This is a genomic window from Alteromonas ponticola (assembly GCF_012911815.1).
In the GTDB taxonomy this organism is placed as follows: Bacteria; Pseudomonadota; Gammaproteobacteria; order Enterobacterales; family Alteromonadaceae; genus Alteromonas; species Alteromonas ponticola.
Map to the genome: position 1 here is coordinate 69,822 of NZ_JAATNW010000009.1, position 20,639 is coordinate 90,460.

Annotated in this window: 19 protein-coding genes; 6 read left to right on the forward strand and 13 right to left on the reverse strand. The window is 45.1% G+C overall.

The features are described 5' to 3' along the window. Position 1 precedes the first annotated feature (1 nt). Both HCJ96_RS15500 and HCJ96_RS15505 read right to left on the reverse strand, forming a co-directional pair. Entirely contained in the window at positions 2 to 1,000 is a 999-nt protein-coding gene (locus HCJ96_RS15500) for an HlyD family secretion protein (RefSeq protein WP_169211997.1), read from the reverse strand. After that, complete coding sequence (locus HCJ96_RS15505; protein ID WP_169211998.1) at positions 997 to 2,937, reverse strand: hypothetical protein; 1,941 nt, start codon at positions 2,935 to 2,937, stop codon at positions 997 to 999. The genes HCJ96_RS15500 and HCJ96_RS15505 overlap by 4 nt, the downstream gene beginning before the upstream one ends. Before the next feature lie 255 nt (positions 2,938 to 3,192). Here HCJ96_RS15505 and HCJ96_RS15510 point away from each other — a divergent pair, with 255 nt between their 5' ends. Both HCJ96_RS15510 and HCJ96_RS15515 read left to right on the forward strand, forming a co-directional pair. Then, positions 3,193 to 3,978, forward strand: a complete 786-nt coding sequence (locus HCJ96_RS15510; protein WP_169211999.1) for a hypothetical protein — start codon at positions 3,193 to 3,195, stop codon at positions 3,976 to 3,978. A gap of 142 nt (positions 3,979 to 4,120) precedes the next feature. Then, positions 4,121 to 5,638 (forward strand): hypothetical protein, encoded by a 1,518-nt coding sequence (locus HCJ96_RS15515; protein WP_169212000.1) that lies wholly within the window; start codon positions 4,121 to 4,123, stop codon positions 5,636 to 5,638. 75 nt (positions 5,639 to 5,713) lie between these two features. Here the strand turns inward: HCJ96_RS15515 and HCJ96_RS15520 are convergent, their stop codons facing one another. The 5 genes from HCJ96_RS15520 to HCJ96_RS15540 all read right to left on the reverse strand — a co-directional run bounded on the left by HCJ96_RS15520 (position 5,714) and on the right by HCJ96_RS15540 (position 10,776). Continuing rightward, positions 5,714 to 6,835, reverse strand: a complete 1,122-nt coding sequence (locus tag HCJ96_RS15520) for a flavohemoglobin expression-modulating QEGLA motif protein (RefSeq protein ID WP_169212001.1) — start codon at positions 6,833 to 6,835, stop codon at positions 5,714 to 5,716. Positions 6,836 to 6,966: 131 nt separating this feature from the next. After that, the gene (locus HCJ96_RS15525) at positions 6,967 to 7,368 is read right to left on the reverse strand and encodes an ExbD/TolR family protein (RefSeq protein WP_169212002.1); all 402 of its coding nucleotides are present in this window, start codon (positions 7,366 to 7,368) and stop codon (positions 6,967 to 6,969) included. A 138-nt stretch (positions 7,369 to 7,506) separates the two neighbouring features. Continuing rightward, on the reverse strand, positions 7,507 to 8,313 hold the full coding sequence (locus HCJ96_RS15530; protein ID WP_169212003.1) for a CLCA_X family protein: 807 nt from the start codon (positions 8,311 to 8,313) through the stop codon (positions 7,507 to 7,509). A gap of 6 nt (positions 8,314 to 8,319) precedes the next feature. Next, positions 8,320 to 8,850, reverse strand: a complete 531-nt coding sequence (gene fldB / locus HCJ96_RS15535; RefSeq protein ID WP_169212004.1) for a flavodoxin FldB — start codon at positions 8,848 to 8,850, stop codon at positions 8,320 to 8,322. 3 nt (positions 8,851 to 8,853) lie between these two features. Then, positions 8,854 to 10,776, reverse strand: coding sequence for a metallophosphoesterase family protein (locus HCJ96_RS15540; RefSeq protein ID WP_169212005.1), 1,923 nt, complete (start codon positions 10,774 to 10,776; stop codon positions 8,854 to 8,856). A 167-nt stretch (positions 10,777 to 10,943) separates the two neighbouring features. Here HCJ96_RS15540 and HCJ96_RS15545 point away from each other — a divergent pair, with 167 nt between their 5' ends. Further along, positions 10,944 to 12,092, forward strand: a complete 1,149-nt coding sequence (locus HCJ96_RS15545; protein ID WP_169212006.1) for an esterase-like activity of phytase family protein — start codon at positions 10,944 to 10,946, stop codon at positions 12,090 to 12,092. Positions 12,093 to 12,172: 80 nt separating this feature from the next. Here the strand turns inward: HCJ96_RS15545 and msrA are convergent, their stop codons facing one another. After that, positions 12,173 to 12,709 (reverse strand): peptide-methionine (S)-S-oxide reductase MsrA, encoded by a 537-nt coding sequence (msrA, locus tag HCJ96_RS15550; protein ID WP_169212007.1) that lies wholly within the window; start codon positions 12,707 to 12,709, stop codon positions 12,173 to 12,175. Between the two features lie 117 nt (positions 12,710 to 12,826). On the opposite strand from msrA, the gene HCJ96_RS15555 reads away from it, so the two are divergent. Both HCJ96_RS15555 and HCJ96_RS15560 read left to right on the forward strand, forming a co-directional pair. After that, entirely contained in the window at positions 12,827 to 13,555 is a 729-nt protein-coding gene (locus HCJ96_RS15555; protein WP_169212008.1) for an SDR family NAD(P)-dependent oxidoreductase, read from the forward strand. A 202-nt stretch (positions 13,556 to 13,757) separates the two neighbouring features. After that, complete coding sequence (locus HCJ96_RS15560; protein WP_169212009.1) at positions 13,758 to 15,179, forward strand: sodium-dependent transporter; 1,422 nt, start codon at positions 13,758 to 13,760, stop codon at positions 15,177 to 15,179. On the opposite strand, the gene HCJ96_RS15565 is transcribed toward HCJ96_RS15560, so the two are convergent. Further along, positions 15,176 to 15,985 (reverse strand): NAD-dependent epimerase/dehydratase family protein, encoded by an 810-nt coding sequence (locus HCJ96_RS15565; protein WP_169212010.1) that lies wholly within the window; start codon positions 15,983 to 15,985, stop codon positions 15,176 to 15,178. The genes HCJ96_RS15560 and HCJ96_RS15565 overlap by 4 nt on opposite strands. 168 nt (positions 15,986 to 16,153) lie before the next feature. Next, positions 16,154 to 16,930 (reverse strand): DUF2884 family protein, encoded by a 777-nt coding sequence (locus tag HCJ96_RS15570; protein ID WP_169212011.1) that lies wholly within the window; start codon positions 16,928 to 16,930, stop codon positions 16,154 to 16,156. Positions 16,931 to 17,281: 351 nt separating this feature from the next. Here HCJ96_RS15570 and HCJ96_RS15575 point away from each other — a divergent pair, with 351 nt between their 5' ends. Further along, the gene (locus HCJ96_RS15575) at positions 17,282 to 17,473 is read left to right on the forward strand and encodes a hypothetical protein (protein WP_169212012.1); all 192 of its coding nucleotides are present in this window, start codon (positions 17,282 to 17,284) and stop codon (positions 17,471 to 17,473) included. Positions 17,474 to 17,514: 41 nt separating this feature from the next. On the opposite strand, the gene HCJ96_RS15580 is transcribed toward HCJ96_RS15575, so the two are convergent. From HCJ96_RS15580 to HCJ96_RS15590, 3 genes are read right to left on the reverse strand one after another with little or no spacing between them, the layout of a single operon-like run. Then, positions 17,515 to 18,822: a mechanosensitive ion channel family protein gene (locus tag HCJ96_RS15580; protein ID WP_169212013.1), complete on the reverse strand. Its 1,308-nt coding sequence runs from the start codon at positions 18,820 to 18,822 to the stop codon at positions 17,515 to 17,517. 3 nt (positions 18,823 to 18,825) lie between these two features. Continuing rightward, the gene (locus tag HCJ96_RS15585; protein WP_169212014.1) at positions 18,826 to 19,713 is read right to left on the reverse strand and encodes an acyltransferase; all 888 of its coding nucleotides are present in this window, start codon (positions 19,711 to 19,713) and stop codon (positions 18,826 to 18,828) included. Then, a complete protein-coding gene (locus HCJ96_RS15590) occupies positions 19,710 to 20,624 on the reverse strand; it encodes an acyltransferase (RefSeq protein WP_169212015.1) in 915 nt (304 codons plus the stop codon). The genes HCJ96_RS15585 and HCJ96_RS15590 overlap by 4 nt, the downstream gene beginning before the upstream one ends. Between the last annotated feature and the right edge of the window lie 15 nt (positions 20,625 to 20,639).

Genomic DNA, 20,639 nt, shown 5'->3' on the forward strand with positions numbered 1-20,639 from the left:
GCTACTGCACTCCTTCCACTAGTACCTGAAATTGATTAAAGCGTGCCCACTTTTGTGCTTCAACTGCATCGACAGGGACTAAAGTTACTCTTAGCTGCGGCAAAACCGGGCGGTAACCGTCATATTCGAGCTGCTGGCGACCACTGGCCGAGGACGAAATCTGAGTGACCTTGCCGCTGGAGTTACTCTCATCGGGCAAAACAATGGAAAGCGTATCACCAATGGTCAAATCATCAAATTCACTGACTTCCAGATAAGCCGTGAGGGTCAGTTGTGGGGCTTCTGGCGTCAGTGTCAGCAAGGTTTCACCGGCTTTTACTGCATCACCCTTCACTACCGCCAGTGTGGCAATGGTTCCAGACTGGTTGGCCATTATGGATCGTGGACGGCAACGTTCCGGTTGAATGGGAGGGGTAAGCTCTGTGAGTTCCTGGTAGCGACTTTCCAGCGCATTAATTTTCTGCCTTTCCATTTTAATTTCCGCTTCCTGCTTGGCCAGGACTACGCGTAATTTGTCGCTGTCATGATTTAACGGTGCGCTGATCTCCAGTGCTCGTTTTAGTTTTCTGTCTTGCGCTTGCAGGCGTTGAAATTCCTGCTGGTCGATCTGGTGTTCGTCGATTAACAGTTGTAAGGCAAACCGAGCGTCTTGTATTCGGTACCGTAACGCTCTTTCATCTTTGGTATTGTCTTCTGGTTCGCAGTTTTCCGCGGGCGAAATGGTACCAATAATGTCCCCTCGCGAAACCGCTTGGCCTAAGCGTTTGTCAAACTGGGTCAGTAATCCTGAATAAGGTGATTTTACCGCCACAGATTCGGTTTCAATGACTCCGGCAGTTTGAATCGTGAACGCCTGTTTCAATAAAAAATAGACAACATAAGCACAGATGCCGAGCAAAAAGATTATATAAAGCCATTGGGTGATAATCGGGGTCTTCTTTCTGGGTGGTTGCGAATACGGTGCCGCATTCAGAACACTTTTTTTATTGTGAAGTTTCATGGCAACGTCTTCCAGTTAATAAACCCTTCTGCATCGTGAATCGCAAACTGGTTTACGCCCTCTTCAGTGAGATAGCGGATCATTTTTTCAAGTTCATATTCATTGGCGAAGTCCTGGGTTCTCAGCGCCGCGACAAATTTATCTTTACCAATAAAGGGTAATAGTTTGTCAGCCCGGCGTTTAATGACCTCAGCCACCGGTGTTTCGTACAACATTACATACATGCGTTCGACCATGGGTTGTAATTGACGATACGTTGCTTCCTGCCAGTGAAACGGTACCGATAACGACAACTGAAGATCGGGGAACGAAGCTCTGATGGCCGCGACCAGGGCGACATAGTCTTGCTGATACGCCATTTTGTTTTGCGCATAATCGGACAGCACCTGCGGCTCAACGTCCAGGTGAACTGAATTTGTGTATGCCCGGGCCTTGCCAATCTGTTCAAGTGCATCTTCGCGCTTATCTTTTCGAATCCACGTGTTGGTGCTGAACATCAACTCAACCGGCTTACCTTTTGCTGATAATTCAGCAATGAAGGCGGACAGCTTGGGTAGCTGAGTATTTTTTGAGTACGAAATAATCGGCCGTTGAACATGCTTGGTGCGTAATAACAGATGTAACTGCGCATTACTCATTTGATTGAATGTTTGTGACCATATGTAAAGCGAACGCTGGTTGGGACGGTGGCGTTCTGTCAACTTTACTCGGGGCGAAGGCGCAAGTTTGTCAGGAGAAAACGGCACCTGACTGACCAGAAAAATGTTGTTAATGCGCGCGTATAATTCGCGCTTGGCTTCCAGTAATTCAATGGCCGATTCTGTATAGTTCTTCAGTCGGGCAGCTACGGCGGACGGGCGTAATGATTCGTCCATGGTGCGTTTTACCAGCACTCTGCGGATGCGTTCATTGGCTCTTTTGTAACGATATTTTTGGGTTATAACCCGTTGTAGCTGGTCCTGAAAACTGGCATAAGCCTGCTTAGTGCGCTGGTTGCGCTCCCATTTATCCGCTTGTGCATCTCTTTCAAGCTGATTAAGTTTTACTGACTCATCGACCTTATGTTTAAACGCTAAAGGAATTGAAAAACGTAAACCCGCGACCAGGTCGTCTCGCTGCGAGGCTAAAATATCCAGTTCTTTTCTGACAAACAGACGAAGTCTGGCGCCGTCCTGATAAGGATTGGCGTCGACGTACTCCAGTCTGCGCAATCTTTCTGCCGTGGAGTGACTGGTATTTTGCGCTGATGCCGTCAAAATTGCATCGATATCTACGTCAATCAGCGGTGGGTTGGTCACCTCACTGCCGTCGGTCGCGTTTATTTGCAATTGACTCACTTGATAACGCAACTGCACTACCGACTCTTCCGATATCAGCAGTTCGTCGAGTTGACTATCACCATTAAAATATGCTTCTTCCTCGACTTCATAAACACGTTCCATCAGGGTGAGTAAAGTACGCTTTAAATCCAACAGCGTCGTATCAAACCGGGTGTTTATCTGATATTCACGGCAACGATAGTCAAACGTCTGTTTACGGATATCGTGCAGCACTTTCTCAAGTTGTGCCTGTCGTTGATAGTCTTTGCTGCGATGCTGAAATTCTTTATAACCGTTGTCCAGGACGTCCCAGGATAACTCGACATAGGTACTGCCTTGTTCATCAATATCGCTGGATTCAATGTCGCCACTGGTTAAGCCTCCTCTCAGCTCGATACCGTAGTTGTATTTCCAGTATTCGGCCTGCTCTTGCAAATAGGGGCTAATGCTATGAGCTAAAATGGTTTGCGAACACGACTTGCTAAGGATTTCAGCTGCGTTGGACAGGGTTTGCGGGGTCTCCATCACCGTTAGCGTCTGATCGTAGGTTTGTTCAAACGCTTGCCAGAACTGTTGATGAGTCAAATTTGCAGCAAGAACCCCGGCTGTAGGCGTCAACCCAACGCCTAGCCAAAGCAGGGAGCTAATTAAAAATAGTGAAAAATAGCGCATAAATTTTTGTACTTGTTTTTATTTAAACAGAGGCATAGTTATTATTAATGTTACAGGTGCGCTCTGTAGGGACAGATTTTAACCACTTGTCCGAACAAGGTGCAAGCGCCGATTGGCTTGAATAGGTGAGTCATGAAAGATAAATTGCCTTTACATTAATTATTGATTAAAATACAGGCAAAATAGAAGTGGAGAAGTGGTTTGAAAAGGTTGTTTGCAGCAGTTTTTGCAATTTGTATTTCGAGTGTAAGCTCCGCAGCCGTGATTCCGGTTGAGACTAAAAACTGGAGTTACGAATTATCTCCCTCATCTAATCGTATCAGCAACAATGATGGCTGGAAGCGATTGCTGACGAATACCCCCACTAAGCTGAGCAATTCATCTGGCTCGCTAATCAGTGACTTTTCACTGAACAACAATTTTATCTTCAGCGGCCAGTTTTCGCCTACGTATGCTAACAACAGCTCGTGTGCATCGCCCGCTGAAGGGTCGTGTAACGACAACGATATTTTAGGTATCGTGTTTGATTGGCAGGATGCTGGTAATCACTATCGCCTGGGATGGAGCCAGGGTGGAGTGAGCGATATCACCGGTAAGTCGGGGCTGTTTCTGGTCAAAGAAGAAAACGGCGTAAGCAACACGGTGATGAATTGGAGCGACCTGTTTTGGACCGACGAAGCTTTGTACTCGTTTTCACTCTCACGCGAGGGTGATAGCTTTGCTCTTACGTTGTCTGGCGCCACTCAAGCGGTCCCCGGTGATCAGTCTGCGCAAACGCCATCAGATCAGAATCCAGACCTGACTGACTCAGTAATTAATTTTAATTTTGACGATCTGCTATTTGCGGGTGGCAGAGTCGGGGTGTATACCGAAAGTCAGACTGCTGTGTTTTCTGCGTTAAACGTAGTTACCCCAGCAGAGGTGTTCGCACCGGCAACAGCAATGTTATTGTTAATGTCTTTAGTGCGTTTGCGAAAACGCAGATAATTATTTCACGTGAGCCGCCGTTAAGGCGGCTTTTTTATGTAAGCTTAAATTTTATCCACATAATGTTTCCTTATTAAAAATAAATTTGGTATGTTTTTATCTGCATATAAATGTGCGCGTAGTTCAACATGGAAGATAGAAAATGAAAACAACATATACTCTCGCAGCGATCGCTGTATCCCTCCTGTTATCTGCCTGTGGCAGTAGCGACAAAGAAGAAAACGTCATTCCCGCACCGGTTACTGACAACGCTCCCAGTGAAAATGCCTCAGATAACGGTTCTTCAGATGAAGGTTCGGATGATGAAGATTCAACTCCTCCTGCGTATTCAGTCGGCGGAAAAGTCATTGACGGCTATGTATCCGGAGCCACGGTGTGGATAGATTTTAATAGTAATGGCGTCAAAGATGACGACGAGCCCAGCGCTGTATCTGGCGATGCGGGCGATTATTCATTAGAGCTGTCTGAAACTGAACGTCAGTGTGCGCAATACTCAACCTGGTATGTAGATGTTCCTGTGGGTGCAATCGATGAAGATTTAGGCGAAGTGACGGAAGCCTATCAAATGGTGCGGCCACCGGTTCTCGACGCTATTACTGATGAAACCTTGTTGCATATTTCGCCTTTAACCACAGCGTTGTGGCAGGGCATTCAAGAAGAGTTGAACGGTAGCACAATCAGCGACTGTGAAACCCTGGTGGCGGATCAGGAAAATCGTGACAGTGTTGCGCAGTTAATTGATAGCACTATCTACAATACGGTCAGCTTCTACAACATCAGCGAAGATGAAATTTTCGAAGATTTCATTGCTGAAGGTAATGAAGAATCTAAAGCCTTGGCTCAGGAAATTGTACAGGGATTACAAAAAAGCTTGTCTTACACGAGTGTGGTAAAAGAGCAATATCCATCTGCTGATGAAGTTCGAGTCGTATATTATAAAGGAACTAACCTTCATTATTCTGACGATGAAGATGAGCACTGGTTCAGAGATGTCGTAGTTTTTGAAGGTGATAACTTTTATTCAAGAGAAGACATGATGTCAGATACGCTTGAAGAAGTGGTTACCCCCATTTACTACCGTGATGCACTCTCCTCAGAGTGGGGGGACGGTGAATATACTTTAACGAGTGACTTCATTTACAGCGGTAGTGTAAAAGGATACAACTGTGCTTTCTCTGAAGAAGTAAGTGTCGTCAAGTCAGAGGTGACATATTCATTAATGAATCACAGTCCGCGCGATACTCATGTTGCAACAATCGAAGCATGCCCTGAACCAGAAATTACAGGGGCGGTTTTTCGTAGAGAGTTCGATATTCAATATGAGCAGGATGGAAAGCAATATCTGTCAGACATCAGACAGTACGAAGAGAATATTGTCGGACTATCAGAATGGGTAAATTTTGAAGGGCGAAGCGAAGACTTCGACTTTGCTGATTTAATTTCCGAGTCTGAAAATTTAGGCTATAAATTTGATGAGGAAGTGCGAGTTGCAAGTGACTACTGGTATAAGCGCCAATACTGGTGGGAAGGTGATACGTACGTCAGCATCCAATATGATAGTGATGGTAACTGGAAAAAATACACCCGTTTTGAAGATGGTACGCACACTGATGAATGTTCTTACGATGAAGGACAAACTTGGAAAGCGTGTGAAGAATAAGTAACGCTAATAGTTATAAAACAAAGCCGGCAATTTTGCCGGCTTTTTGTATTTTGATTTTCATGCATTCAATATCTACTTTATCGCGTGAGCAATAAATTTATCCACTTCGCTTAACTGTGCGGGTTTTTCGATTGCGGGGCTGATGAATTTGGGAGCAATCAGGTATCCCTCGCTGACCATTTCAGAAATGAGGTCTAGCTGCTCAAGTGATGCCTTACCACACAACAAATGATGAAAATCAGTACGTTGCTCGTAGGCATTGAGCATTTGTCTGAAGCCCTGCAAATACAGATAATCTTTAGTGAAACCACCGCCACGATAAACGCGCGCTGTGATTGTAAAAGCCAGTTCATCGGGGACGTGGTATTGCTCTTTTAGCAATAAGAATGTCTCATTAAAGTGCTTGTCTTTGATTAACGAAGCTACGGCTAATACGCGCATTGCCAGCACCTTCAAACGGGATAAGGTCAGGTTACCCGACAAGTACTCACACAGTATAGCCAGGCCTTCCTGCGTTGTGGTGTTCACCGGTGAACCCAGTGTCATAATTTTGAGTGGTTGCTGCTTGGCATTCAGCGTAGTGGCTAAATGGACGCCTAGCTCATGATGCGCCAGCGCTTTTAATTCGGTTTCCTTAATGCGTGCGCCTTGATTAATCTTTACCTTGATATCGGACACCATGGCATTGGCGATCATGGTGTTGTCTAATACAATCTCATATTCATAGCCTGCCTCTTGGGCAAAACCCGTCAACCACCTACTGATCCCACTCGAGTCGTATTCTTTTTCATTTTCTTCCGGCTCATCAGGAAGATGAAGAATGAAGTGCGCATTGCGAATATCTTTTACTGTGGGTTCACCATAGTAACGCATGGAGTCATACAAGAAATCCGGCGTACCGACGGCGAGGAACTGATCTAACTTATCGGCATACGAATGAATTACCTGCTGGTACAGTTTAATCAGCGTTGGGTTGGTCAGGTTTTCCAAAGGGAGGTTGTACAATGCTCGCTTGCGGGAGAATACGTCAACCTGAGTTTCAGCATAAGCAAATTTAGGGGTATACCGGTAGTTTGATTCGAGGAACGTGGTTTTTTCCAGGCGGTAGTTCAGCGGCGCTACGGCCTGAAGGATATTGATGCCTTTTAACTCGTCGTAAAGCGCGGCATCAAATGCATAAACTTGTTTATCCATGGGGGGCTCTTCTGCAATTTAAGTGGCAACTATCGGATGTGTAATAAAAATTAGCAACACTAAATTGGCAATAAGGTAGCTTAAAAAATAAAAAAACCGCCATTAAGGCGGTTTTTTTAATTAACATATAATTACGATTTAACCAGTACCGAAACTTTTTCAATTCCAGCAATTTTAACCTGGTTCATCACTTCAACCACAACACCGTGCTCTGTATCTTTATCCGCTTGGATACCCGCAGAGTCAGTATTATTTTCAGCCAGGAAGGTCTGAGTATTCGCAACTACGCGACGAATATCCACTTCTCGACCATTCATCATGATTGTGCCATTTTCATCAATACGGATTGATAATGACTTAGAAGGTTTGTCCGTTTTTGTGTTGTTTTCAGGACGGTTTACATCCAATCCTTTCTCTTTCACGAATGAAGTGGTAACAATGAAGAAAATCAACATGATGAACACGATGTCCAGCATGGGGGTCATGTCAATTTGCGCCTCGTCATCGGCGGAAGTATGCTTTTTTCTTTTCATCTCTCGGTACTTTCTTCTCTTACACTTGAACGATTAAGTATACTGTATGTAATCAAAATAAATAGTATTTTGTTACAAAACTGGATTACTTTTCTTTCAAATCAGTTTGAAATTTTCACTTACTGATCTGCCAAAACTTTATTTGCCTTCTGCATATTGGGCAGTGTGAGCTACGCCCACCCCTAAATGTACAAAATAATCATGCACGGCATCTTGTATTCGGTTTCGCAAGATATCATGAGGATAGATACCAAGTCTAGCCTCTGCCGATTGTTTCGTGCCCTGAACGAGAAACGCATTCTTTATGGGGTTGTCCTGTATGCAGGCCTCAAATGCTCTGGCAGCCAGCTCTTGGGGTTGTGAGTAATAATACATGCCCATGGCTTTGTCTGCTTGCATGCTGCGATTAACAAATTCATTCGGCTCAAAAGTTTCATTCAGAAAAATAGTCTGGAAGCAGGCATCTAGTTTGTGATTGAGGGGGTGAGCAATTATCGGCGACTCAGCAAGCCATAACGTTGATGCAAAGTCTTTGGGTTGGGCGGACTTGAACGCCTTTTTCGCAATGTAATGATCGAACGCGTGAAACCATTCATGGGCCAGCGCGCCGCCCCCGGCATTTTTTGCTAAAGAAAGTTGACGCTTGCCTGAATCATAGTGGGCGCTGACATGCTTTTGTCCGCCACTGCCAAATGCCAGCGAGAGGCTGCCGTTCAACGAAATGACCTGCTCGTTAACCTGTAAAATATCTGCCAGGTCGTATAAGGCATCAAAGAACAGGTTTGCGGCGATTTGCTGCTCTGCCGGGTTGACCCAACGGCCTATAGTAATTGTCCTAAAGCGGAAGAGCTTTTTAATATCCTGAAACGAAACGTCTGCGCCGTCCCTGTGTGAATTGCCATTTCTGAAATATTCGCGGTGCAGGCGGGGCTGATCGCTGGGCATCAAAAGTTAACTTAACTCATCAAGCAGCTGGTGGCACCAGGTGTGAATACGCTCGTCAGTTAAATCATACTGATTTTCGTCATCTAAAGATAAGCCAACAAAATGCGATTTATCCTCAGACAATGCTTTGGATTCGGCAAAATCGTAACCTTGATTGGGCCAATAACCAATGATTTTACAATCTAAGGGTAATATAGCATCGTGGAGCATACCTAACGCATCCTGGAACCAATCGGTGTAGCCAATCTGATCACCCAAACCGAACAGGGCCACTGTCTTACCGCGAAGTTCTAATTTGTACACATCTTCCCAGCATGACTCCCAGTCTTCCTGAAGCTCACCAAAATCCCAGGTGGAAATGCCAAAAATAATAATGTCAAATTGTTCAGCCTGCTTCAGCGGGGTTTCCTGAATGTTATGCATACTCACCACCTGCTCATCGAAAAGCGCGTTCAGTTGTGCCTGAATTTTTTCTGCTGCCATTTCTGTGTAGCAGGTAGTAGAGCCATAGAACAGGCCGATAGACAGTGAAGACATTACTTACTCGTTTCCTCTTGTTTGCTCATCGTCAATAATAGCGAATTCTACCTTTTCTCCGTCATTACACAACGTATTACACTGTTTTACATTGTGGTCCTGCGTTAGCAACAACTGGCCTATTCCGGGTTTGTTGAGCAATGTTTGTGTATTTCCAGTGTAGGGTTTGCAAGCACTAACTGACATGTTGCGACGTCTGGTAAAAAGGTTCAGCGGTGAGTCCGGGCTATACAGCCAGCGGTTTAGTTTATCCAGTCTTTGTAACAGTGCGGATGGAAAAGCATTTTTCAATCCACTGCAGGTAAACTGGGTTATGTGCGGACTGTTGCGCCTGAAACGCAAACGTACATCGTAGACAAACGAGTAATGTACATCACCAGAAAGTATGATGAACTTGGGCGGTGTTTTGAGATGACGAAACACGTTTAAAATCACATTGGCGGTCCCTCTGTGGGCCATCCAGTTTTCTGCATCTACAGTGAGTGCCTTGCCAAAAAACGTAAATATTTTCTGAATCGTTTCAATAATTTTCACGCCGTATATGGGGGCAGCCGACACAACAATAACACTGGGCTTGCCAATAATCGCCTGCTGGAATTCACACAGTGCTTCCCAGTCCATTAAGCCTGAAGGTTTTTGCTTGCTCGATTCAGAACGCCAGCGTCGAGTGCGGGTATCCATGACATAAAGTGGAGGTTGTGTATCCAGACTAAAATGCCAATGCTCATGTTCATGGAGCAATGTAATAAAGGCATCATGCTGGTGTAGCTGATTTCCAGTAAATACCTGCTTGGCGAATGTTTCGATGTCGTCAAAATTTTCAGGTGCATTGCCCCAGCCCTGACACAACCAGTAAGCCATCAGCGCATTGCCGACCATGCGGTTGGAAAATGGATGGTTATAGACTTCCTCTTCCCATCCTCGGGTAAGATTCCAATCATCTGTTACATCATGATCATCGAAAATCATCATGGTCGGCAGATGCGCCATGACGCGTCTGACTTGGAGCAAATTCTTTGAAAATGCGCGAATAACAGGCTCTTCTTCGTTAAACCGAGTTTGGAATTCCTGCTTAATTTTGGAAGCATCAAAATGGACAAATTCCCACATCGTTTCTGACCAGCATAAGATGTACATCGCCATAATTTCCGCAAATGAGATAAGGTGATTCTGCGCATTCACTGAAGTAAAGACTGGCTTTTGCGCCGCTCCGAAAAATAGCTTGGATAGCGCTGTGTTAGTGGCAATCTGCGGTAGAATTTGTTGGCGCTGATAAAAATTTAACTCATGCTCACGTAACTCGGCGCTGTGACTTACCACGGCACCTTCCAGTGATTCTTCATATAAACCCAGCATGCTGGTCACTTGCTGAATGGCTTGCAGGGTAGGGCCGGCAACATCATCTGCATAAACCTGATCACCGGTGAAAAGCAATAGATCTGGTCGTGGTTCGTTGTTATAAAATTCGCGTTCAACCAGTTTATCTGCCTGGATTAATGCGTCATCGCCATCAAAATGTGGCTTACGACAAGAGCCATGCAATATATTGGTAAGCGTAGGTTGATAGCAAAAGCTGAAATGGTGTTCAGTCGCATAAAGCAGTGGCTGCTTCTCGCCTTTCCACAACGTCGCGTAGTCTGCGTTATCAAAGGTAAGATCATAATGATAGCGCTCAGCGGGTTTAAAAGGGGTTGTTACACTCACTTCAAGTAGCCAGACGAAAGCACGCTCGCCAATTTGAATACAGCGGTTGTTTTGCGCCGCAATGGAAACATCGGTGTTTCCATGCGATAGTTTCACGCCTAATTGGGAGGGCTTAGATGAAATAGCCCATACCACTATGCGTTCGGCATCGACTCGGCGCAAGATTGGGCCGGCAATCACAATGGGTAATGCTTTTTGTTCGCTGATAAGATGTTCCTTCATTCCGTTCAGCAAAACTATAAGTCAAATGTCATCATGAATACAGCTTCCCGCTGTATTGAATCAGTAAACAATTGTAAATTTAGGTACCTATGGTGGAGTGAAGCTACCGGGCTTGCCTGAGAAATAAGAATGGGAGAATATTTCAACGTGTTTAAAAGGAAGGTCGAATGAATTTACGAGCAATAGTGTTGGGATGGGTGTTTCTCAGCTGTCAGGGGTGTGCTGAGCCAGAGAACGCAAAAGGAAAAATGGTAACTGCTGACTCAGCTTTAACGCAGTCAGTGGAACTTAATGGTCGCTGGATCACCGAAGCGGATGGCAGTTTGATGCGGGATCCGCAGCCGTCAGGTCTGGTTCACTGGGAGGGCAAACTGGTGACTATTTCTGATGGAAGTGCGCTGGAAGAACAGCGTCGCAGACTGCATATAATCGATCCGAAAACCGCTCAGTTAGACGCAAAAGCGCCGGTATTTAATACCGGATACCATGTTCGCAGAGACTGCTTTGCAAATTATTTGATGGACGAGCCTGATTATGAAGCGCTGGTCGTCGATCCGAATAACTCCAATGTGTTTTATACGGTGACCGAAGACGCTACCCGAACCGGCGCGCTGACGCCGAGGTGTCAGCAGCGCTATGAAAATACCGGTTCAACCGACTATCCTACCTTATTGGTGCGCCTGGAAAGGCAAACTGATGGTCAGATTGAACTAAGTCATGCCCGACCCATTCAATTTCCTGCTGCCCTCAACGTGGGTGACTTTCCCAATGATGGTATTGAAGGGATGGCAATTTCGCCTGAAGGCAAGCTGTACCTGGCATTAGAAAAAGATGCGGCGGGAAATCCCCGTATATTCAGCTTAACTATCGATGACGATTTTTGGTCTTCGAACGAATTTGCTGTGGTAAGCGATGCTGGGTTAGCGCTACCTGCGTTTTCCAGCGGCAACCATCCTATTAATGGATTGGAGTTCTATATAGATCCTGCATCAAAGAAGCGTTTTTTATTAGCCGCCGCGCGCAACGACGACGAATTGTGGGTAATTGATACGGAAAACGAACTTGCCACTAAACAGATCCCTCTTTATTTCACTGCGCCTAACACCAGCACCAGCGGCGAATGTGAAACTAAAGATGTAATGGATAACGCTTCTATTGAAGGCTTAGCCGTGATGGGTGATCAACTGTGGATGATTAACGATCCATGGAAGAAAAATTATTTGAAAAACGTGAAATGTGCTGACAGTGAAGCCAACTATAAAGTCTTCGCACCACTACTGTTTTCGATTCCCCTCAATCCACAATGGTTTAATTAAAAAATAAAAGTAAAAAGTAAAAAATAAAAAAGAGCGGACTCACTGTCGCTTGACATGATTCCGCTCTTTTTGAAGATACCTTAATCGGACTTTTTTAGCTTACTGGCAAACGTCTTTTTGAATTTGGCCAATTTGGGGCCCACTACCATTGCGCAATATTGATTTTGTGGATTATTTTCAAAATAGCCCTGATGGTAGCTTTCTGCAGAGTAGTAATTACTTACTTCTTCAACTTCAGTCACGATTGGATCCGGCCAGGTTTCTTCATCGGTCATTTCCTGAATAATGTTTTCTGCGGCCTGCTTTTGCTCGACTGAGTGGTAATAAATTCCAGAGCGGTATTGTGTACCGACGTCGTTGCCCTGCCGATTTAATTGCGTAGGGTCATGCAGTGCAAAAAAGATTTCTAACACTTCGCGAAGTGACAATGTTTCAGGATTAAACGTAACCTGCACAACCTCCGCATGCCCTGTAGAGCCGGTACAGACCTCCTCATACGTGGGTGATGCCTTGGTGCCATTGGCATAACCAGATTCCGCTTTTACCACACCATCGACTTTATTAAAGGCTGATTCGATGCACCAGAAGCAGCCACCACCCAAGGTAATTGTTTGCATAAATTTCGTAACCTCTTTGCTAAAACATCACTGTGGGTTCTATATACGATAACTTCAAGGCATCCAGTTAAACTTTAATTGCGTAAGTTATGCAATAACGAAATTTAGGATGATCAAATGATGCAGGCCATCAATATGGTAATCGGCGCGAATGGTGGTATAGGCAGGGCGCTTGTAAGTGCACTGGCAAAACAGGAACCGGAGACGCAATTAATCGCCATTGCCCGATCTTTCGAACGGCAGCCAGATTGGCCCGCCAACGTCACTACCAAAGAGCTGGATACCGCTGATGAAGCATCAATACGCAAACTGATGGAGTCGATGCAACAACAGAAACTGCGCGTAATGCGCGTGTTTTTTACGGTGGGGGTTCTGCATGGACAACGGCTTTCCCCAGAAAAAAAACTGGAGGACATTAGTGAGCCTGCGCTGGCAGAGTACTTCCGCGTAAACGCGATAATTCCTGCACTCTGGTTAAAACATCTTATCAACGTGATTAACGCAGATGGAGCCTGCATCACTTGCGTAAGTGCTAGAGTCGGCAGTATTGCCGACAATCAATTAGGCGGGTGGTACGGTTATCGCGCGTCTAAAGCCGCGCTCAACCAACTGGTTAAAACGGCCAGTATCGAATATGCAAGGCGAGTGAAAAATACCGTTTTGGTAAGCTATCAGCCTGGCACGGTGAACACTGATTTGTCCAAACCCTTTCAAGGCAATGTTAAATCTGAAAATTTATTTGACCCAGATTTTGCCGCACAGCAATTGCTTTCTGTTACAAAAAATTTACACACCCCCCCTCATTGCCACTTTCTTGATTGGGAAGGCAAGGCCATTCCATGGTAAAGCTCTGACCACCTAAGGCGTGCGCAAGAACTTGCATTGAACCTCAAGACTTTTCATTTCACTGCTGTTAACATGCCGAAGCCTGATAGGGTTTAAGCGCTAACTCGCTTAGCGTTAAACCTTTTTACCTTTAATAAAAAAGAAACAGCCAATTTATCAGGCCAACAAGTCAACAATAATAAGTTTATGAGGAATGTAGGGTATGAGCGGGGCGAGAGAACAGTTCGGATCGCGCATTGGATTCATTTTAGCGGCAGCCGGTTCTGCTGTAGGAATAGGGAATCTGGTTGGATTTCCGGTCGGTGCAGCGAAAAATGGTGGTGGTGCTTTCTTATTGATGTATGCCATCTTTGTCTTTGCAATTTGTTTACCCGTAATGCTGGCGGAAATGTCAGTAGGACGAAAAGCGAAAAAGGATCCTTTAGGCGCATACCGCATTCTTGGCGGGAACTCGACGGGATGGAAATTAGCCGGCTGGCTTTCCATCATCACCCCCTTCATGATAGCCGTGTTCTACATGGTGATCACCATTTGGATATTAGGCTACCTTACCGAAGTCTTTATGGGAAATTTAGATGCGTTGGCCAATCCAGAAATGTTTGGCGAGTTCATCAACAGCCCGGCTATTTTCGGTTATATGGCAGCCGTTGTCGGCATTGTCTACCTCATCTTGCAAGGTGGGGTGAAGGAAGGTATTGAAAAAGCAGCAAAATTGCTGATGCCTTCACTGTTTTTGATGCTGTTATTACTGGTCGGTTTCGTATTGACGCAAGATAACGCAATGGCCGGGGTTAAATTCTACCTGATCCCTGACTTTTCCAAGATCACCGCCGAAGTCGTCAATGGCGCCTTAGCGCAAGCGTTCTTTTCGCTCTCACTGGGCATGGGGATCATGATCACTTACGGTAGCTATATTGACAATCGTTCTGATGTTCCTGGCTCAGCTAAGCTGGTGGCGATTACCGATACGGCTGTGGCATTTACTGCGGGTCTGATGATTCTACCGGCCATTTTCTCGTTCAACCCGCAGACAGATCCTTCGCAACTGAGTGAATCTTCAATTGGCATGATCTTTACGTTCTTACCCAAGATTTTCCTCGCCTTGCAAGCGACTATTGGTTACATGGGGGCGTCAATTGTCGCGGGTGTTTTCTTCCTGCTGGTATTTTTTGCTGCCATCACCTCCTTGGTGTCAATCTTTGAAGTACCTGTAGCTGCGTTGATGAGCGAAAAAGATGTAAACCGTAAACCGGCTTTGATGATACTAGGTGTATTATTAATAGTGCTGGCTTGCATGTGTGCCATGTCGTTCGGTTACAGCGATTTCTTTACCTCATTCACTAGTTATGCAGGCGCGCAAAAGTCATTTTTTGATATCGTGTTCGACGTGTTTTACGAAACCATTTTACCCCTCAATGGGTTGTTAATTTGTATCTTCGTAATTTATCGCTGGAAGAAGCATAATTTTAATGAAGCGCTGGACGAAGGTGCACCACAATATAAAGGCAGCTTCTTTGAGAAATACGTAGACGTGTCAGTCGGCACCTTTATCCCGGTTATTTTGCTGGTGATATTTGTTAACACCGTCGCGTTGAAATACTTCGGCATAAGCCTCTTCGGTTAAATTATCATATCAAACGGGCTGGCGTATCTTGGCGTCAGCCCTAAATATTGCCAACTTGCGGATGCATCAATCTGCTTACCTTTCAGCTGTTTATCTTCACCATCAAATTCTGGTACAGGAATGCCCATCTTCTCAGCACACCAGGTGTAATAATCTTGCCGGGTGGGATGTGCCTGACTGCATAAGTGCAGGGTTTGCGCAGGTGCGCCATGGTCGATTACTTTCTTTAATGCGGCGACCACGTCGTCAATATGAACCAGGTTGACTACCTTGTTTGCCTGTGAAAGCTGCTTGCCCGAAAGTGATTTCGCCGGATGCCGATCAGGCCCTACCAGCCCTGCTAATCTCACGACAGTAGCTTTTTCGTTAGCGAGCCTTCGCAGATGATTTTCAATAGCACAATGAGCTTTGGCGGACGCAGTTAGTGGTATCAGCTCCGAATGTTCGGTTACCACTCGTTCGTTCTCACCATACACAGATGTTGTGCTGATAAAGATGATTTGGCGAGCTTCGTGGGCGACAAAACTATCAATCAGGGCACACATCTGACGGGTATATTCAGTTAAATCCTGATTGCGTCTGCCAGGCGGTATATTTAAAACCACGCGGGCATTTTCACTTTGTTGACATAGCTGAGCAGGATCGTCGCCAAGCTGAAAAAACAACACGCTGGCACCATTGTGTTTAATCTGTTCGGCACGGTTGCTATGACGGGTGGTGCCTAGCACAGCATAGTTTCCAGCGAGCGCTTTCAGTAAATAATTGCCCAGCCAGCCACAACCACAGAGCGTTACACTTTGTGTCATACACTTACTCGTAGAAATAATAAATTATACTGATTGTAATGCAGATGTGATCGCCCATGGGAGCCGATAATACATTTATGTAGAAAACAGAGAGGACGAACGTCCTCTCTGTATGCGGTGTGATCTAATTGAGCCGAATACCTGAGTTGGCTGGATTCGCGGTCCGGATTAATCAATATCGAGTACGTTTAAAGAGGCAAGCTGGCTGATTTGCGACTGCAATTCGTTTTCAGCCTTATCGGCTTTTCTCAACACGTGGCAGAGTTCTTCTGCTTTATCCTCAAGAGCTTCAGCCTGATGCTCTACTTTGTCTTCAATATTTTCACCAAAACGCTCCATTTTGTTGGCGAAGGCATCAATATCGCCTCCTTCCCAAACCAACTCCTGACCCACGGAAATCAAAATGCGGCCGATGGATTGCTCTACTAATGATTCGACCCGTTCTTCAAACCGATCTTCCCAGGTTGAGCTCATCCAATCGTCATCGTTAAATTCGCGGGTGTCCACTCGATAGCCACCTTCGCTGTCATAAAAGCGTGTGTTGATTTCGTCACTAAGTTCAGTGAATAGTTCATCAAAGTCACGCACGATATCGTCATCACCCAGCAACTCCGCAAAGACTTCAGATACGGCGCTGCTGGCAAGTTGCAAGCCTTCAGTAGCAATATTGACGGTCATAGGTATAGCATCGCTGATGTTTTGATAATAATCGCTCACGGCGCGCTGTTGTTTCGCGTTCAGGGTATATGCGTTACCGTCTACGTAGAGCTTATGTGATTTATCTATACTGAAGACTGTGCCGTCATCGGTCTCAACCTCGAGCAAGCCCTTGTCATAGCGCAGATTGCCATCCAGATTAACATCACAATCTGAATCTGAGGAGTGCGCGAACACGGGTGAAGATACGATAGCGGCAGACACAGCGAGAGCTAAAAACGTTTTCATGAGAAGTCCCTACTTATTGAAAATTTGGTATACCACTCTGATAGCAAGCGTTAAGCCAAAAATATTTACCATAAAATTCAATAGGTTGGTTTGAACCCTTTTGGTTTGGTTGGCGAATGTGACCAAATACTGGTTTGTCACAAAATAAATTGTCTTTTTAACCATATTACTATTTGCTTGGTTAATGTACCTTTCCTGCCGTTTTTCATGCATAATGTGCCGCGAAATTTTGACTATCCGTGCGTGTGCTATAGTTCACGGTAGGTTTGCAAAAGTGAATAGTTAAAAAATAAAAAGTGAACGTTTAACGTATAGCCAGCTTTTTATTTTACCGTACTTAGAGGTTTAACAATGAACGAATGGTTTAGCGCAATTGGCTTTGGTCTTGGTCTGGTTGCCTTTGTTTTGGGCTTAAGCAGCATTATTATGGGTATGATGAGTTCAAAGAAAGGGGCTCATGGCATGCAGGAAAAAATCGAGTACGGGTTTTTTGGTGTTTCTGGTCTGGTTATCTGTCTGTTGATGGGTTACGCACTATCCTAACGCCGTAACCACCTATGCTATTGAGTGAAAAAGGTGAAACGTTAATCCGTTTCACCTTTTTCTTTTTCAGTCGGAGTGGCTTGCGGCTCGGGCGACGAAAGCGGCGTCATCAAGTGAGCGTCCCGCTGAAATACGCGTAAGTCAAACAGGGGCATCATGGCCAGTACATGGTCAAAAATATTTGCCTGTATTTTTTCATACTCAACCCAGGCTTTTTCTGCACTAAAGCAATATATTTCCAACGGTAAGCCATACTCATTGGGGGGCAGCTGTCGCACCATAACGGTCAGCGATTGATTAATTTTGGGATGTTTGCTGAGGTAGGCTTCGAGATAAGCGCGAAACGTACCAACATTAGTCAGTTTTCTGGTATTTAACAGGTCAGACTCGTCGATCGAGTAGTCTTTGTGATATGCCCTTAATTCGTCAATCTTGTCGTCCACATATTCAGAGATGTAGCGAATTTTGCTGAACCGCTTAAGCATTTCCTCATTGCACAGTTTAACCGAGTGCATGTCAATGTGGATGGCCCGCTTAATTCTTCTGCCCCCGGACATCTGCATGCCGCGCCAGTTTTTCACCGCCTCATTGGTTAACGAATAAGAGGGAATGGTGGATATAGTTTTATCCCAGTTTTGCACCTTTACATTGGTCAACCCTAATTCAAGAATTTCACCGTCGACACCAAATTTATCAATCTGGATCCAGTCTCCGGTGTTGAACATTCGATTAGCTGCAATCTGGATACCAGCGACAAAGCCCATTATGGTGTCCTTAAACACCAAAATTAATACCGCCGCCAAGGCGGTTAGACCGGAGACGATAATCAGTGGACTTTTTTCAATGATGAGCGAAATGCTAAATAACAGCACCATGATGGCGAAAAATAGTTTAGCAACCTGAATAAAGCCGGTGATAGATGCACGCTGAGAAAGGTGCGACTCGTTATATTTATCTTCCAGAGTATTTAAAATCGCATACAGGGCCAGCAATGTGGTGAAAAGCATGTAAAGCTGGGCGGCTTTGATCAAAAAACCCTGCAAAATGCCGACTTCGTCAATTAGCACAGGGGTGCTGATAAAGATAATGACTGCAGGTATTAAGTGCATTAATTGACGGAAAAAGCCGTGCGCGAACAAAGCATCATCCCAGGTGTTTTTGGTACGCTCAACCCATCTGCCGATTTGTGGTCGCAAGATGACCCGACACGTCATGAGTAAGATAAAGGAAACAGTTAGAATACAGCTAACAGCAATGACGTTGTATAGGGTGTCCTCAGTGCTTATGGACGGAAGCAGTGTCTGCAAGGCACTGACAAATTCACTTTTTGCTGAAGACGCGATGCTCAAACTTTAATGCTCCATGATTTTTGCTATGCGGGCATCTTTTGCTGCCCAACGTTCGTTCAACCAGTCCTGAAACTGCAGACGGTACACCGCGTCACTAAAGTAATCACCGCACGCCTGCTCTGGAAGTGGAATGATGTTGACATCGATCACTATACGTTTCATTTGCCCACTTAACATAGCATACATGGGATGATGTCTATTTTGTGGGTAGAGCAACGATATATCCAGAATGTTGGTAAACAGATCACCCATGGTCGCCAGTGTGAAAGCAATTCCGCCCGCTTTGGGGGGAAGCAGATGTTGATAGCAGCTTTGCTTCAACTGGTGCTTATTGTCAGTAAATCGCGTGCCTTCGACAAAATTAATCACAGTGGTCGGCATGGTTTTGAATTTATGACAATACCGCTTAGTCGTTTCGATGTCCTGTCCGCGTTTGTGTGGATATTTTTTTAAATATGATTGCGAGTATCGGCTCATAAACGGCATTTCAAGTGCCCATGCGCCCAGCCCCACAAAGGGCATCCAGATTAACTCTTTTTTGAGAAAAAACTTCGGTGCGGGTATTCGCTTCGCAGCAAACTCAATCAGCAAAATGATATCCAGCCAGCTTAAATGGTTGGCCATAATTAAATACCAATGCTGTTTTGACAGTTCGCCATGCACATCAATCTGGACATCAACGTCATTAAAAATACGAACCATCTTTACACTTACCGCACCAAACCCAAACAAAAAACGATGCATCAGGTTAGCTAAAAATTTTTGAACTGAGGGAATAGGAAGCGCCAGCTTGACCAGCCCGAACAAAATGATAAGGCTGCCCCAAAATGCCAGATTAATTACCTGCAGGGGCGTATGGATAAGAAAAATAAGCAGTGAAACGATTTTCATAATGGCTTTTGCGTCGAGTTAACTGACGACAGCAAGTTATCTTTTTGCTGCCAGCGTTCGTTGAGCCAGGCTTGAAATTTGACGCGTTCCTGTGGATCGTCAAAGTAATTGTCTGATATCAGTCCGCCCTGCATAATTTCTTTTATCGGCGTCACGCTCACATTGACACGGATGTCGCGAACCTTGCCGCTGACAAAGTCCCAAAAGGTGGGAATGCCGGAGGGATAATCAATGGTTACATCAACCAGCTTATGTAGTTGGTCGCCCATGGCACTGAGCACAAAGGCAATGCCACCGGCTTTGGGCTTCAACAGGTGTGAGAAAGGTGAAGCCTGTTTTAAATGTTTCTGTTTGGTAAAACGGGTGCCTTCAACGAAGTTCATGATGCTGACCGGTTTGAATTTAAACTTTTCGCAGGCGCGCCGGGTGGTTTCCATATCCTTACCTTTCATATGTGGATTTTTCGCCAGAAATGACTTGCTGTATCGACGCATAAAGGGGAAGTCTAATGCCCACCAAGCTAATCCAAGCAGTGGCACAAAAATTAATTCTTTTTTGAGAAAAAATTTAAGAAAAGGAATTTTACGGTTGAAAACCCGCTGTAATACCAAGATATCTACCCACGACTGGTGGTTTGCAATAACCAGGTACCAATCTTTCGGCGCAAGTGAATCGGTCCCTTTTACGTGCAGCCGGGTTGGGCTGGTGAGCTTCTGAATAAGGTTGTTAAACGTAATCCACGCCGTAGCGCAACCGTCCAAGATATGCGAGATGAATCGACGCCAGGGTGAGATCGGAACAAGTTTGAAAAAGGAGAGGGCAATCACGGGCAGCGTCCATATCACCGTATTGATTACATACAACAGAGTGGATAAACCACCGATAATGTGATGTCCGATATTTTTAATCATGCTGACTACCTTAAA